12 protein-coding genes and 2 pseudogenes are annotated in these 14,149 nt (G+C 69.4%); 9 read left to right on the forward strand and 5 right to left on the reverse strand.

Going from position 1 to position 14,149, the window contains the following annotated elements; all coding sequences use genetic code 11:
- The 4 genes and pseudogenes from AC5YDV_RS18945 to AC5YDV_RS18960 form a co-directional block, all read left to right on the forward strand.
- Positions 1 to 207, forward strand: a pseudogene (locus AC5YDV_RS18945) (IS110 family transposase); the annotation flags it as partial.
- Between the two features lie 16 nt (positions 208 to 223).
- Positions 224 to 655, forward strand: coding sequence for an ATP-binding protein (locus AC5YDV_RS18950; RefSeq protein WP_496184767.1), 432 nt, complete (start codon positions 224 to 226; stop codon positions 653 to 655).
- Between the two features lie 60 nt (positions 656 to 715).
- Positions 716 to 862: pseudogene (locus tag AC5YDV_RS18955) on the forward strand (transposase); the annotation flags it as partial.
- The gene (locus AC5YDV_RS18960; RefSeq protein WP_496185102.1) at positions 862 to 1,278 is read left to right on the forward strand and encodes a transposase; all 417 of its coding nucleotides are present in this window, start codon (positions 862 to 864) and stop codon (positions 1,276 to 1,278) included. The pseudogene AC5YDV_RS18955 and the gene AC5YDV_RS18960, both read left to right, overlap by 1 nt.
- A 1,054-nt stretch (positions 1,279 to 2,332) precedes the next feature.
- On the opposite strand, the gene AC5YDV_RS18965 is transcribed toward AC5YDV_RS18960, so the two are convergent.
- From AC5YDV_RS18965 to AC5YDV_RS18985, 5 genes are all read right to left on the reverse strand, one after another.
- The gene (locus AC5YDV_RS18965; RefSeq protein WP_496185101.1) at positions 2,333 to 3,124 is read right to left on the reverse strand and encodes an HAD-IIA family hydrolase; all 792 of its coding nucleotides are present in this window, start codon (positions 3,122 to 3,124) and stop codon (positions 2,333 to 2,335) included.
- Positions 3,121 to 4,392, reverse strand: coding sequence for an anaerobic glycerol-3-phosphate dehydrogenase subunit C (locus tag AC5YDV_RS18970; protein WP_496185100.1), 1,272 nt, complete (start codon positions 4,390 to 4,392; stop codon positions 3,121 to 3,123). Before AC5YDV_RS18970 ends, AC5YDV_RS18965 begins: the two co-directional genes overlap by 4 nt.
- Positions 4,389 to 5,633 carry a glycerol-3-phosphate dehydrogenase subunit GlpB gene (gene glpB / locus AC5YDV_RS18975; RefSeq protein WP_496185099.1) on the reverse strand — a complete coding sequence of 415 codons (1,245 nt, stop codon included), beginning with the start codon at positions 5,631 to 5,633 and terminating at the stop codon, positions 4,389 to 4,391. Before glpB ends, AC5YDV_RS18970 begins: the two co-directional genes overlap by 4 nt.
- Positions 5,630 to 7,207, reverse strand: coding sequence for an anaerobic glycerol-3-phosphate dehydrogenase subunit GlpA (gene glpA, locus AC5YDV_RS18980; protein WP_496185098.1), 1,578 nt, complete (start codon positions 7,205 to 7,207; stop codon positions 5,630 to 5,632). The genes glpB and glpA overlap by 4 nt, the downstream gene beginning before the upstream one ends.
- Before the next feature lie 134 nt (positions 7,208 to 7,341).
- Complete coding sequence (locus AC5YDV_RS18985) at positions 7,342 to 8,292, reverse strand: sugar-binding transcriptional regulator (RefSeq protein WP_496185097.1); 951 nt, start codon at positions 8,290 to 8,292, stop codon at positions 7,342 to 7,344.
- 130 nt (positions 8,293 to 8,422) lie between these two features.
- On the opposite strand from AC5YDV_RS18985, the gene AC5YDV_RS18990 reads away from it, so the two are divergent.
- The 5 genes from AC5YDV_RS18990 (at position 8,423) to AC5YDV_RS19010 (ending at position 14,018) form a co-directional block, all read left to right on the forward strand.
- Complete coding sequence (locus tag AC5YDV_RS18990) at positions 8,423 to 9,196, forward strand: MIP/aquaporin family protein (protein ID WP_496185096.1); 774 nt, start codon at positions 8,423 to 8,425, stop codon at positions 9,194 to 9,196.
- 32 nt (positions 9,197 to 9,228) lie between these two features.
- Positions 9,229 to 10,752: a glycerol kinase GlpK gene (gene glpK, locus AC5YDV_RS18995; RefSeq protein WP_496185095.1), complete on the forward strand. Its 1,524-nt coding sequence runs from the start codon at positions 9,229 to 9,231 to the stop codon at positions 10,750 to 10,752.
- Between the two features lie 168 nt (positions 10,753 to 10,920).
- Complete coding sequence (locus AC5YDV_RS19000) at positions 10,921 to 11,733, forward strand: C40 family peptidase (protein ID WP_496185094.1); 813 nt, start codon at positions 10,921 to 10,923, stop codon at positions 11,731 to 11,733.
- A gap of 58 nt (positions 11,734 to 11,791) precedes the next feature.
- Positions 11,792 to 12,169 carry a DUF2237 family protein gene (locus tag AC5YDV_RS19005; protein ID WP_496185093.1) on the forward strand — a complete coding sequence of 126 codons (378 nt, stop codon included), beginning with the start codon at positions 11,792 to 11,794 and terminating at the stop codon, positions 12,167 to 12,169.
- A 118-nt stretch (positions 12,170 to 12,287) separates the two neighbouring features.
- Positions 12,288 to 14,018: an IS1634 family transposase gene (locus tag AC5YDV_RS19010; protein ID WP_496182193.1), complete on the forward strand. Its 1,731-nt coding sequence runs from the start codon at positions 12,288 to 12,290 to the stop codon at positions 14,016 to 14,018.
- The last annotated feature ends 131 nt before the right edge of the window (positions 14,019 to 14,149 follow it).

Genomic DNA, 14,149 nt, shown 5'->3' on the forward strand with positions numbered 1-14,149 from the left:
CAACTCAACCGCGCCCTTCACACCGTCGCCCTCAGCCGACTCCGGATCCATGAACCGACCAAGGCCTACGCCGCCCGGCGCACCCAAGAGGGCAAGAGTGCCCGCGACATCAAACGCTGCCTGAAACGAGCCATCGCCCGAGAGGTCTACCGACTCATGAACACCCACGCCGCCGCCGTCGCAAGGAGCCTGCCCATGACCGCTTGACAGACATAGAAGCATCCTGGCCACCGGCCTTGGCATCGCGGCCGCGAATCACGGCCACCGGGTGCTGTTCGCGACCGCGACCGAGTGGGTCACCCGACTCACCGACGCCCACCGCGCCGGACGACTACCCCAGGAACTCACCCGGCTGCGGCGCTACGGGCTGATCATCGTCGACGAGGTCGGCTACCTGCCCTTCGAGCAGGACGCCGCGAACCTGTTCTTCCAGCTCGTGTCCAGCCGCTACGAACACGCCTCACTCATCCTCACGTCCAACTTGCCCTTCAGCGGCTGGGGCGGCGTATTCGGCGACCAGGCCGTCGCCGCCGCGATGATCGACAGGGTCGTCCACCACGCCGACGTCCTCACCCTGAAGGGCGCCAGCTACCGGCTACGCAACCGCGGGATCGACACCCTGCCCAGCATCAGAACCCAAGACGCGGCAGACTAGGACTCGACGAACCGGTGGCCTCGTTTTCGAACGTCGGATCGGCCTCATATTCGAGCGTTGTCGACAAACGGTCCCACCGAGGCCCTCAACGGCCGCCTCGAACACCTCCGCGGATCGGCACTCGGCTTCCGGAACCTCACCAACTACATCGCCAGATCACTGCTCGAGACCGGCGGATTCAGACCCCGATTACACCCTGGATTGTGATGAGCCCCTTTGACAAGCCTTTGGGCTTGCGGCATTTCGCCAAGTCATTGCCACCATCTGGGTCCACCTGTTGCCGACTGGTCGAAGCAGCGAGAACCCCCTCCTCACGACGGGTGATCATCGCCGAAGTCGGGGTGGATATGTCCCGGCTCCCGACCGCGGTGCATCTGTGCTCCTGGGCCAAGTTCGCACCGGGTGTAAAGGAATCCGCCGGACGGAAGAAGGGCAACGGGGCCACCGGGCACGGCAACCGGTATCTGGCCGCCCCGCTCGGCGAGGCCGACAACTCGGCGGGCAGGACCGACACCTTCCTCGGGGAACGCTACCGACGCATCGCCCGAAGACGTGGCAGCCGGATAGGCCCTCGTCGCCGTCGGCCGCTCCATCCTGGTCATCATCTGGCACCTCCTGCGTGACCCCGACGCGAACCTCGCCTGCACCGAAAAAAGGCCGCCGTAAACGATCAACACCAATGAATACAATGCTGAGGATCGTCGCTGGGGCTTCCACCTGGCATCAGCGAGCCCGATGTGGTGCACGCGCTTCGACCCTGCCCGGCAGGACCAGACGACCTACACGGAGGCCGCGCCCGCTGTCTGTCTTAGCGTCAAGCGAAGTAACAGCAGTCCGAGCGGCTTGGACACGCGGGGGGATCGCCGGCTCAAGCGGAAAGTGGTCCTCGGTATCGGCATCATCACGACCGTGGGGACCCCGTGGGGAATGAGCCCCACCAACCAGGCAAGAAGCCTGTCCCCGACGGCACTCGGGACCGCGTCCCCGGGTGTCACCCGTTGCCAAAGGCGAACCAGCACCCAGAGACAGGGATCGGCGAGAGGCTTTCACCTCCCGCCGATTCACTGTATTTCCCCTAGCCAAAGGCACTTTTGTGCGCGAGAGAGGAGTTGAAGCTCTCTTCTGTCAGCCGATAATGACCCCCTGACAAGGCTTTATGCGGATCGATTGGCACTTCGTCACCTTGCCGTGGGGAATACGTGGGGAATGGTTCTGAACCTTGGACCCGGGGCGGAACACGCGTCCAAGGCTGCCCCTCAGCATAGGCGGACACGAGAAGGTCGCTGGCGACATGTGCGCGGTTCATCGCAGGGCTACCACCCCGTCCGTGGTCGGACCGCAGAAGACCGGAGCGGCGCTTCTCGCATTGCATCGCGGCCTCCCGTCATGGGCCCAGACAAGCCTGTCACCGCCCATAACGGGTGCCGACTGCAGCCGGTGGACAGCGACGGTCGCCTCGGGTCCCACACCGTGCCCTCTATGGCACCTGACCCCACAGGGCTGTCCGTGAGCAAGACGTGCCGCTCGCTGGCGTTTTGTCTGCCTTCGCCGGCCTGGCCAAGGCGATGACCGCAGATGCGACCTGCGGACGCCGGCGTAGGGAGGAGTCATGCGCTAGAAGGCCCCCTTTCGCCCTGCGGAGCCGCCTGACGCGTCGCAGCCCTCTCTTCGAGTGGCTCAGAGCTGGTCGAGCAACTCGGCCACTGACGAGACGACCTGGTCCGGTCGGAAGGGGTACGTCTCCACGTCGGCCATCGTCGTCAAGCCGCTGAGCACCAGCACCGTGTGCAGCCCGGCCTCCATACCGGCCACGATGTCGGTGTCCATCCGGTCCCCGATCATCGCTGTGGTCTCAGAGTGGGCCGCGATGCGGTTCATCGCGGACCGGAACATCATGGGGTTGGGCTTACCGACCACGTAGGGCTTGCGTTTCGTGGCCTCGGTGATCATCGCTGCCACCGCCCCGGTGGCGGCGACGACGCCGTCGGCCGACGGCCCCGTGGCGTCAGGGTTGGTGACGATGTAACGCGCCCCCGCCAGCACCAGTCTGATGGCCCTGGTGACCGCCTCGAACGAGTAGTTGCGTGTCTCGCCGAGCACGACGTAGTCGGGGTCGACATCGGTGAGGACGAAGCCGGCGTCGTGGAGGGCGGTGGTGAGCCCCACCTCCCCGATGACGAAGGCGGTCTTCTTCCCGGGTTGACCGGCCAGGAAGGCAGCGGTCGCCATCGCGGAGGTCCACAGGTTCTCCTCCGGGACGTGCAATCCCGCGCGCTCGAGCCGTGCCGCCAGGTCTCGCGGGGTCCAGGTGGAGTTGTTCGTGAGCACCAGGAAGCGCCGAGACGTCGCCAGCCAGCCGTCGATGAGCTCGACGGCTCCGGGCAGGGCGTGGTCTTCGTGCACCAGCACCCCGTCCATGTCCGTGAGCCAGCACTCGATGTCGTGAGGGGTCCGTGCCGCCTCGGTCATGGCGTCACCGCGCCCAGGCCGTAGGCCTGGTGTACGAGGACGATGGGGTGCACGGTGCGCACGCCGGTGGAGTTCTCGATCTGCCAGCGGCAGGTCTCGGTGTCGCAGGCCGCGAGGCCCTGCTCGGTGTGTTTCACCATGTCGAACAGCGGCTTGCCGACGGCCTGGGCGATGTCGTACTTCTCCTTCTTGAGGCCGTAGGTACCCGCGATGCCGCAGCAGGTGGCGTTGCTGTCGACCACCTCGAGCCCGGGGATCAGCCGCAGCAGGTCGAAGGCCGGCGTCCCGATGCCCTGGCTCTTCAGCTGGCAGGGGGCGTGGTAGGGCAGTCGCTGGTTGATCGGCCGGAAGTCGGTGGGCAGCTCGCCGGCCTCGTGCAGTTCCATGAGGAACTCCGAGATCTCCCGGATCCGCGTCCCGACGTCGGCCAGTTCGCTGTCGTCCAAGCCGAGGATCTCGTGGGCCTCGTGCTTGAGCATGCCGGTGCAGCTGCCCGCGGTGCTGACGATCGTCAGGTCGGTGCCGGCGGAGCGCAGCGCCTTCACCAGGGCGCGAACCGACTTCGTCGCCTGTTCGAACAGGCCGTTGCTCTGCTCGGCGAGGCCGCAGCAGCCCTGCTCGGGCACGAGCACCTCGAAGCCGAGGTGCTCCAGCACCTCGATGGCCTTCTTCGCGGCGTCCACCTCGAAGTAGCCGCCGGCGCAGCCGTGGAAGTAGACCAGCGCTCCACGGGTGGGGGCCTTGGTCGGGGCGGGCCGCTTCTTCAGCCACGTGCGCAACGACTGGGTGCGCGCGGTGGGCATCGGGGCGTCGCGGTGGACGCCGACGACCTTCTCCATGGCGAAGCGGGCGAGCTTGTTGTCGAGGACGGCGTTGGCGATCGGTGCGACCGGCGTCATCGCCTGGCCCATGAGGACGGTCTGGGTGATGATCCGATCCCGGAGCGGGACGCCGTGTTCGGCCTTCATGACGGCCCGGGCCAGCGAGTTGAGTTCGGCCACGTTCACGCCTTGGGGACACACGACGCTGCAGGTGCCGCAGCTGGAGCAGTAGTCGACCGAGTGGTCGACGGAGTCACCGTCGCGGAACCGCTCGGCCTGCGGGCCCACGAACTTCGGCCCCGAGAACAGGGGCGTGACGGCCGCGACCGGGCAGCTCGTCTCGCAGATCGTGCACTTGACGCACTGGTCGAGGCTCATGCGGTTGAGCTCGTTGTTGAGCCGCTCGCGCAGGTGCTGGGCCCGCTCGGCCCTGGACTTCTCGCTCATCGTGTTCCTCCGGTGATGTGGTCGGCGGCCCGGACGGCCGTGGCGACGGCGATCCCGTCTCCCGACTTCTCGCGCCAGCGCTCGGCGCCGGCGATGAGGCCGCCGGCCACGTACAGGTTGGGGTGGACGGCCGCACCGGCGGCGTCCGCAGGTCGGCCGGCGGCGTCGGTGCGGACGCCGACGGCGAAGAGGGGGTGGGGCCCCCAGTAGGTGGCCGGGATCAGCGGCCCCGCGTCGGTGGCGGTCAGGGGCAGTCCGAACACCGGTTCCGAGATCGCACCGAAGGAATCCACCTCCAGTGCACCGCTCTCGAACCCGCCCGGGGCGTACACGAACGCGTCGGCCCGCAGCTGGCGCGGGCCGCCGGCGGCGGCCAGGGTGACGGACGCCACGGCGTCCGCCTCCAGGGTGCGGCCGACGATCCGGCTGCCGGTGACGATCCGAACGCCGGCGGCGCGCACCAGCGCGAGCAGCGCCTCGTACAGCCTCAGTCCCGGCACGGAGGGGGGCGGGAGGGGAATCTCGCACACGTCGCGTCCGACCACCTCGGCGACCTGCCGCCACACCCCGCTGCGCCGCACGCCCAGCACGGCGGGCAGGGCCACGACGTCGCCGGGACCGGCAGCGGCGGCGACCGCGCGGGCGAACCGGGCCGCGAAGGCCTCCTCGTCGAGGGCGCGGGCGTAGGTGAGGGGGCTGGGGTCGGCCTCCCCCGGGCGGGCGGGCAGGTCGACCCACGCCGCACTCGCCGCGAGCGCTCCGCCGTCGGGGGCGGTGCTGCGGGCCAGGTTGCCGGCCACCAGGTCGGCGGGGAAGTCCTTCAGCTGCCGGACGCCGACGACCGCGTAGCTGCGTCCCCCGATCGCATCCCCGGCCACCATCGACGGCTGCGCCAAGGCTGTGGGCCGCAGGGCGCCGACCGCCGTGGGCAGGTGGAGGTTGCGGGCGGGGTCACCCACGAGCAGGTCGGGCCCGAGGGCCCCGGCCAGCCATGCGGCGGCCGCGCCCACGGCGTCCGAGCCGAGGGGTGCGTAGGGGTGGTCGGCCGGGACGTCGCGGACCGCCTCGAGCGGGTGTTCGACCCGGTGGGGTGCGTAGCCGAGGATGTCGATGGTGCCCTGGGAGAGCTGGAGGCCTCCGGGGCCCTTGGTGACGAGCGTCACCGACTGTCCGGCGCGCGCGAGCCGCAGGGCCGCGGTGAGGCCGGCGAGTCCGGCACCGATCACGACGACGTCGCTCATCGCAGCACCTCCTGCTCGGGTTCGGGCAGGTGCTCGACGTCGAGCGTGCCTGCGAAGATCCAGTGGTCCAGGGCGGTCTGCCGCACCTGTGGCCCGTAGAGGATGGGCCACAGCCCGATCCACCGGTGTTTGAGGAACAGCCGCAACAGGCCGGTCGCGCGCTCGGCGTCCGCGACCTGCTCGGAGCAGGCGATCCCGGCCGCCCGCGCGGCACAGAAACCGCCCTGGCACGGGCCCATCCCGAGACGGAGCTGGCGACGGAGGTCGTCGAGGGTCGCATTGGGTTGCGCGTGCAGGGCGTCGACGAGCATCGAGCGGCTCATCAGCTCGCACTCGCAGACGATCGGGTCGTCGAGCCGGTCCGCCTCGCGCTCCTCGAGCCGGTGGGTCACGGCGTAGAGTCGCCGGTCCTCGCTACCCGGGATCACCTCGTCGGCGGTGCGGCAGGGGCGGGTCTCGCCGAGCTGGTCGCCCATGGCATCGACGATGTGCTCGGCCATGAGCCGGTACGTGGTCAGCTTGCCGCCGCCGATGGTGAGCATGCCCGACAGCCCGTCGCGCTCGGAATGGTCGATGACCGCCATGCCGCGGCTCATGTTCCGGGTGTCGTGGGCGGCGACCCGGTCGTCCTTGATCAGGGGCCGCGAGCCCGACCAGGCGTGCAGCGCACGCGCCGTCCGGAAGCCGGGGATCATCGCCTCGCCGGCGTCCAGCATCTGCTGCACCTCGTCGCGTGGGATCGGCAGGTGGTCCGGGTCGGACTCGTGGATGTCGGTGGTGCCGATGATCGACACCGTGTGCACCGGTACGAGGATGTCGCCGTCCGTGGGGTAGACGCAGCGATTGATGACCGTGTTCACGATCCGGTGGTTCATCGCGATCATGATCCCGCGGCCCGCCACCACCTCCACCTCACGGGCGCCGGCCATCGCCGCGATCTGGCCCGCCCACGGACCGGCGCAGTTCAGCACGAACGAGCACTCGATGCGGACGTCCTCCCCGCCCTTCTCGTCGCGGCACAGCACGGCCGACACCCGGCCGCCCTCGCGCTCGATGCGCGTGACGCGGTGGTAGGTGAGCACCTTGGCCCCGTGGGCCATGGCCGAACGCGCCGCCCCCCAGACCAGCTGCCAGCCGTCGACCGAACCGTCAGCCACCTCGATGGCCCGCTGGATGCCCGGATGGAGGCGCGGCTCGCGGCGGAGCGCCTCGGCCACGCTGATCTCTGTCGCGGGGACGCCGGTCTTCGCAGCGCCGGCCAGGAACTGGTCGGCGTAGGACGGGTCGTCCCCGGGCAGCGTCACGAAGAAGCCACCGGTGTCCTCGATCGCGGACGCCTGGATGCGCTTGAGGATCACGTTCTCGTCGGCGCACTCCGTCGCCGACTGCGGATCGCTCACCACGTACCGGCCACCCGAGTGCAGCAGACCGTGGAACCGGCCGGTCGTGCCCTGCCCGAGGTCGACCCGCTCCACCAGCACCGCGCGGTAGCCGCGCATCGCGACGTCGCGGACGACACCCAGTCCGGTCGAGCCGCCGCCGATCACGACGACGTCGGTGTCGAGACGCTTCACTGTGTCCCCCTTCCAGGCACCGGCCCCGCCGCCGGTCTACGCTCACCTTCCAACGAGGGGGAGGGGCCCGCAAGCAAACCGGGGGAAACTGCGCAAGCATGCACGTCCGCACGCCGATGCTGCGCGAGCGTGCATCACAGGCGGTTGAGGACCGCCTTGGCCGTCGAGTCGTCGCAGACGAGGTCGGTGGCCACGCCCGCCCGCAGCGCCCCGAGCGTGGCCTGGGCCCGTTGCGGGTCGGCGACGACGCAGACGCGGCGTCCGATGGCCTGGAGTTGGGACGGCGTCGGGCCGGTGGCCCGCCGGTTGAGTTCGATGTCCTCCCACGTGCCGTCCTCCCGCAGGAGCACCGTGCACACGTCTCCGACCGCCCCCTCCTGGACGATCTTCGCCAGGTCGGCGGGCTCGATGTACCCGGCGGAGTAGACGTGCGACCGGACGCGGCCCCGCAGCGACCCGACCCCGAAGACGGCGAGGTCGAGGCGGTCGATCTCGGCGAGCACCGACTGCACCGACCGCTCGCGCCACATCCACTCCTTCGACTCCAGGTGGTCGAAGAACGCGGGGACGGGGAAGTGGACGACGCGTCCGCCGTAGGCCTCGGCGACGGTCTGCAGGATCGACCCCACGTACGGGATGGCCGTGTCCCCTGCGTGCGCGCTGCCGTTGAGTTGCACGACGCGGACGCCGCCGAGCCGGCGCGGCTCGAGGTGCCGGGCCACGAGGCTCACCGTGACGCCCCACGCGATGCCGATGCCGGTGTCGTCGCCGACGAGTGAGCTGACGAGCGTGCCGGCCCGCCGCGTCACCTGGTCGAAGCGTCGGGCGGGGGACGCCGCGTCGCCCACCGTCACCAGGTGCACCCGCACGCCGAACTCGTCGGCCAACTCGAGCGCGAGCGGCGACCGGGACCCCTGGTGCCCGGCGAGGGAGATCCGCACGATCCCCTCTTCGCGGGCCCGCGCGAGCAGCCGCGACACCGTCGAGCGGGACACGCCCATCGCGTGGGCGATGGACTCCATCGTCTCCCCGTGGACGTAATGCCGCAGGGCCGCGTCGTAGATCTCCTCGTAGCGGTCGTGCACGCGATACACCTCTCCCTGCACGTCTGTGCAAGCCCGAATGCGCCCGACTGTACCCGTCCAATGATGGTCTGACGCCCCTCTGGGTCCCGCGAGAACACGAATGGCACCAGGGTTGGTGCCGGAAGGGGGAATGGACACCGTGTCCCTTGCCACTATTTTCCTCTCCGAGACGGTGGGCACCGCCATGCTCCTCCTGCTCGGTGCCGGCGTCGTCGCCAGCAACCTGCTCCCCAAGAGCAAGGGGCAGGGCTCCGGCTTCCTGTACGTCAACTGGGGGTGGGGCATCGCGGTCTTCGCGGGCGTCCTCGTCTCCTACAAGTCGGGCGGTCACCTGAACCCCGCCGTCACCCTCGGCCTCGTCGCCAGCGGCGCCAAGGAGTTCGTCCCCGGCATCGCGGTCGACGCCATGTCGATCATCACCTACATCGCGGCCCAGCTGCTGGGCGCCTTCATCGGCGCCGTGCTCGCCTACCTCGCCTACAAGCGGCAGTTCGACCAGGACGCCGACCCGGCGCTCAAGCTGGGCGTCTTCTCGACCGGCCCCGAGGTGCGCGACCCGATCTGGAACACCGTCACCGAGATCCTGGGCACCTTCGTGCTCGTCTTCGTCGTGCTGGCCGCGGGCCACTGGGGCGACTCGGCCACCAGCACCCCGGCCGGCCTCGGCTGGCTCGGCGCGCTGGGCGTGGCCCTGCTGGTCGTCGGCATCGGCATCTCGCTCGGTGGCCCGACCGGGTACGCCATCAACCCCGCGCGTGACCTCGGCCCCCGCATCGCGCACGCGGTGCTGCCGATCCCCGGCAAGGGCAGCTCCGACTGGGGCTACTCCTGGGTTCCCGTCGTCGGCCCGATCATCGGTGGCGTCCTCGCCGGCGTCCTCGCCGGTGTCCTGCTGCCCGCCTGATCCGTTCCTGACCCGTCAGCAAAAGGAGAAACATGTCAGACACCATGTACGTGATGGCCATCGACCAGGGGACCACGAGTACCCGGGCCATCATCTTCGACCACAGCGGTCGCAGCATCGCCAGCGGGCAGAAGGAGCACGAGCAGATCTTCCCGCGGGCCGGCTGGGTCGAGCACGACCCGAAGGAGGTGTGGGCCAACACCCGCGAGGTCGTGGGCCAGGCGCTGTCGGCGGCCAACATCAACCGCCACCAGCTCGCTGCCGTGGGCATCACCAACCAGCGCGAGACCACCGTCGTGTGGGACCGCAAGACCGGTGAGCCCGTCTACAACGCGATCGTCTGGCAGGACACCCGGACCGCGAAGATCGTCGAGGAGCTCGGCGGCGCCGAGGGCGCCGACAAGTACAAGGCGAAGGTGGGCCTCCCCCTGGCGACCTACTTCTCCGGCCCCAAGGTCAAGTGGATCCTCGACAACGTCGAGGGCGCCCGCGAGCGCGCCGAGGCCGGCGACCTCGTCATGGGCAACATGGACACCTGGCTGATCTGGAACCTGACCGGCGGGGTCGAAGGCGGCGTCCACGTCACCGACGTGACCAACGCCTCCCGCACCATGCTCATGGACCTCCAGACGCTGGCGTGGGACGAGGGCATCGCGGCCGACATGGGCATCCCCATGTCGATGCTGCCCGAGATCCGCAGCTCGGCCGAGGTCTACGGCGAAGGCTCCCCGGAGAGCCTGCTGATCGGCACCCCGATCGCCGGCGACCTCGGTGACCAGCAGGCGGCCACGTTCGGCCAGGCCTGCTTCGAGCCCGGCATGGCGAAGAACACCTACGGCACCGGCAACTTCATGCTGCTCAACACGGGCACCGAGATCGTTCCGTCCAAGAACGGCCTGCTGACCACCGTGTGCTACAAGATCGGCGACGACGCTCCGATCTACGCCCTCGAGGGCTCCATCGCGGTCACGGGCTCGCTCGTGCAGTGGCTTCGCGACAACCTCGGCATGATCTCGACCTCCCCGGAGATCGAGAGCATGGCGGAGACCGTCGACGACAACGGCGGTGCGTACTTCGTGCCGGCGTTCTCGGGCCTCTTCGCGCCGTACTGGCGTTCGGACGCCCGCGGCGCCCTCGTCGGCCTCACCCGCTACGTCAACAAGGGCCACATCGCCCGCGCCGCCCTGGAGGCCACCGCCTACCAGACGCGCGAGGTGCTGGAGGCCATGGAGGCCGACTCCGGCGTGAAGCTCGCGGAGCTCAAGGTCGACGGCGGCATGACCGCCAACGAGCTGCTCATGCAGTTCCAGGCCGACCAGCTCGGCGTGGACGTCGTCCGTCCGGTCGTCCCCGAGACGACCGCCCTCGGTGCGGCGTACGCGGCCGGCATCGCGGTGGGCTTCTGGAACGGCGAGCAGGACGTCATCGACAACTGGGCCGAGGACAAGCGCTGGACGCCGTCGGTCGACGAGTCGGAGCGTGACCGACTGTTCCGCAACTGGAAGAAGGCCGTGACCCGGACGTTCGACTGGGTCGACGAGGACGTCAAGGAGTGATCCAGGACCCCTCGGGGCTGTGACCAGGGGCGCGGCGGACCGGAAGGTCCGTCGCGCCCTTTGTCGTTCCCGGATGCGGCCACGGCGGCCCCCGGCCCGGGAGTACGCTGCCGGTCAGCGTCCGGGGCAGGGCAGTGGTGCCGGTGCCCGGAGGCAGGGGGGATCATCGTGACCATCAGTCGGAGGAGCGTCCTGCTCGGGTCCACGCTGGGGGCGTTGGCCTGGGTCGCGGAGGGGTTGCTGCTGCCCACGGAGGCGGACGCGGCCACGCTGCCGTACGTGACCGCGATCACGCGGGTGAAGGGCGGCGTCTACATCCGCAGCGGCTGGAACGGTACGCGGGTGTACCTGATCCAGAAGCGGCTCGGCATGGAGCGCTACGGCTCTGACCAGACGTACGACTGGGCCACGAGGCGGGCGGTGATGGACTTCCAGCGCTCGCGGCGGCTCGAGGTCGACGGGATCGTGGGGCCCGTCACCTGGACCGCGCTGGGCACAGGCCGCGCGTTCACCATCGACGCCTACCAGGTGCAGCCGAAGCTGCCGCTGAGCGCCACCCGCCGCGAGCGCGTCGAGAAGATGATCCAGTACGCCCTCGCCCAGCGTGGCTCCCGGTACACGTGGGGCGGGGCGGGTCCCTACGCCTTGGGCTTCGACTGCTCCGGGCTCGTCCTCCAGGCGATCTACGCCGCGGGCAAGGACCCGCAGCCCATCAGCGTGATCAAGCACGCCGAGCCGACCTACCGGACCAGCCGGCAGCTCTACGCGCACACCGGCATCAGGTCGGTCCCGAGGTCGGAGCGGCGCCGCGGTGACCTGATCTTCTACACCAACTCCTCCGGCGTCGTGCACCACGTGGCCATCGACCTCGGCGACGGAACCATGATGGAGGCCTACGGCCGGTACGCGGCGATCCGGAAGATCAGCGCCCGGTACGGGAGCAGCTACATCGCGCCGTACGTCAAGCGCGTCTTCACCTGAGCGGAGCGGGCGGGCCGAGGGGCTGGGCGCGGCTGGGGCCTCCGCCTACCATGCCCTCATGGAACACGAGCGCAACGTCCTCGGCGGTCCATTGGCTGAGTGCGGGACCGACCCGGTGACGGGCTTCTTCCGCGACGGTTTCTGCCGGACCAGCCCCGAAGACGTGGGCAGCCACACGGTGTGCGCGGTCGTGACCCGGGAATTCCTTGCGCACCAGCGTGCGGTGGGCAACGACCTGGTGACGCCGCGCCCCGAGTGGGGGTTCCCCGGACTCCGGCCGGGGGACCGGTGGTGCGTCGTCGCGGTGCGGTGGTTCCAGTCCTACCAGGCCGGGGTGCCGGCACCCGTCGTCCTGGCGTCGACCCACGAGCGGGCGCTCGAGGTCATCCCCCTGGACCCCGAGTTCCGCAGTTGGTGGGCATTCGGGCGGGTCTGAGCGAGCATCGATGCTTGTCAACGCGATTCGGTGGTCCCGGAACGGCTGAAAACGGTGGGCACACGAATTGTCGTGTCGGGCTTGTGTTCACCGCGGCGGACGCGGTGGAGTGGTGGGCATGTACTTGCGGACCACGCAACGACGGAACAAGGACGGCAGCATCGTCCGGTACGTGCAGGTGGCGCACAACCGGAAGGTCGACGGCGTCACCCAGGCTGAGGTCCTGTTGAACCTGGGCCGGGAGGATCGCCTGGACCGGGACGGCCTGACCCGGCTGGTGGCCTCGATCAACCGGTACCTGGGCGAACCCGCCCCCGCAGCGTTGCCCGGCGACGCCGCACACTGGGTCGGTGACCACCTCCGGGTGGCGGAGTCCCGTCCGATGGGGACGGTGTACCTGTTGGATGGGTTGTGGCGGATGCTCGGCGTGGATGATGCCCTGCGGAAGGCGCTCGGCCCGCGGAAATTCACCACCGATGTGGAGCGGGTGTTGTTCGCGTTGGTGGCGAACCGGGCGATCGATCCGATGTCGAAGCTGTCGGCCGCGGAGTGGGCCTCCCACGACGCGGCGATCCCCGGCCTCACCTCGATGGATGACGATCAGGCGTACCGGGCGATGGACGTCCTCATCGAAGCCGACGCTCAAGCGAAGGTGCAGGAGGCGGTGTTCTTCGCGGTGGCGAACCTGCTCAACCTCGAAGTCGACGTGCTCCTGTTCGACACGACCAGCACCTATTTCGAACGCGACACCGAAGAGACCGGCGACGCCGCGTTCCGGCTGTACGGCCATTCGAAGGACCACCGCAAGGACCTGCCCCAGATCGTCATCGGTCTCGCGGTCACGAAGGAAGGCATCCCGGTGCGGTGTTGGTGCTGGCCCGGCAACACCACCGACGTCACCGTCCTGCCCGAAGTCAAGGACAGCATGCGGGACTGGCGCCTGGGCCGGGTGGTCACCGTCGTCGACCGCGGCTTCTCCTCCGAAGCCAACCTGCAGTATCTGAAACGGGCGGGTGGGCACTACATCGCCGGGGAACGGATGCGCGACGGCAGCCCGCTGGTGGAAGCCGCGTTGTCGCGGCAGGGCCGCTACTCCCAGGTCCGCGACAACCTGCGCGTCAAGGAAGTCAGACTCGACGCCGCCCCGGACCGCCGGTGGGTGATCTGCCACAACCCGTCCGAAGCCGAACGGGACAAGACCCAACGCGACACCGCCCTCGACCACATCCGAGCCGAGTTGGAGCGAATCAAGGCACTCCGCGAACGAGCCGCGAAGACCCCTGCGAAGCCGGCTGGGAAGGCCACGGTCAAGGCGGACGACAAGCCCGTGGAGCCGGCGCATGTGAAGGCCGAGTGTGCCCTGCGCGACCATCCCGCCTACGGCCGCTGGGTCCGCCAACAACCCTCCGGCCGGTTGGTCATCGACCGGGCGAAGGTGACCGCGGAGGAACGCCTCGACGGCAAGTACCTGCTGTCGACCTCCGACCCCGACCTGACCCCCGAGGACATCGCCCTGGGCTACAAGAACCTCCTCGAGGCCGAACGCGGCTTCCGCGACCTGAAGTCCACGCTGGAACTCCGGCCGGTTCATCACCATCTGGAACCCCGAATCCGCGCCCACGTCCTGCTGTGCTGGCTCGCCCTGCTGCTGATCCGGGTCGCCGAACGGTCCACCGACCTGACGTGGCGGCGGATCGCGATCGAGCTCGGCCGCGTCCACGCCGTCACCCTCACCGGGAGTGCCGGCAGCGTCGTCCACGTCACCCCGCTCAACACCACCCAAACCGGCATTCTCGCCGCCTGCAAGGTCACCCCACCCCCCACCGTCACCACCCTCACCCCAGCCTGACAAGGCAAAACGGCGCTTCTGGTGACCTGCGGACGCGTGGGCACACGACCCCACGCACCCAAACCACGCGTTCGACCTAGTCAACCCGCCAATTCAGGCGATTCATCTGCCCACCAACTGCGGAACCCGGG

The organism is Propioniciclava sp. LT432 (assembly GCF_059515965.1).

What these genes read in the sequence shown, in the direction of transcription:
- AC5YDV_RS19010 (WP_496182193.1), top strand. Translation starts at nt 12,288, where the DNA reads ATGTACTTGCGGACCACGCAACGACGGAACAAGGACGGCAGCATCGTC.
- AC5YDV_RS18965 (WP_496185101.1), bottom strand. Translation starts at nt 3,124, where the DNA reads ATGACCGAGGCGGCACGGACCCCTCACGACATCGAGTGCTGGCTCACG.
- glpK (WP_496185095.1), top strand. Translation starts at nt 9,229, where the DNA reads ATGTCAGACACCATGTACGTGATGGCCATCGACCAGGGGACCACGAGT.
- AC5YDV_RS19005 (WP_496185093.1), top strand. Translation starts at nt 11,792, where the DNA reads ATGGAACACGAGCGCAACGTCCTCGGCGGTCCATTGGCTGAGTGCGGG.
- AC5YDV_RS18990 (WP_496185096.1), top strand. Translation starts at nt 8,423, where the DNA reads ATGGACACCGTGTCCCTTGCCACTATTTTCCTCTCCGAGACGGTGGGC.
- AC5YDV_RS18960 (WP_496185102.1), top strand. Translation starts at nt 862, where the DNA reads ATGAGCCCCTTTGACAAGCCTTTGGGCTTGCGGCATTTCGCCAAGTCA.
- glpB (WP_496185099.1), bottom strand. Translation starts at nt 5,633, where the DNA reads ATGAGCGACGTCGTCGTGATCGGTGCCGGACTCGCCGGCCTCACCGCG.
- AC5YDV_RS18970 (WP_496185100.1), bottom strand. Translation starts at nt 4,392, where the DNA reads ATGAGCGAGAAGTCCAGGGCCGAGCGGGCCCAGCACCTGCGCGAGCGG.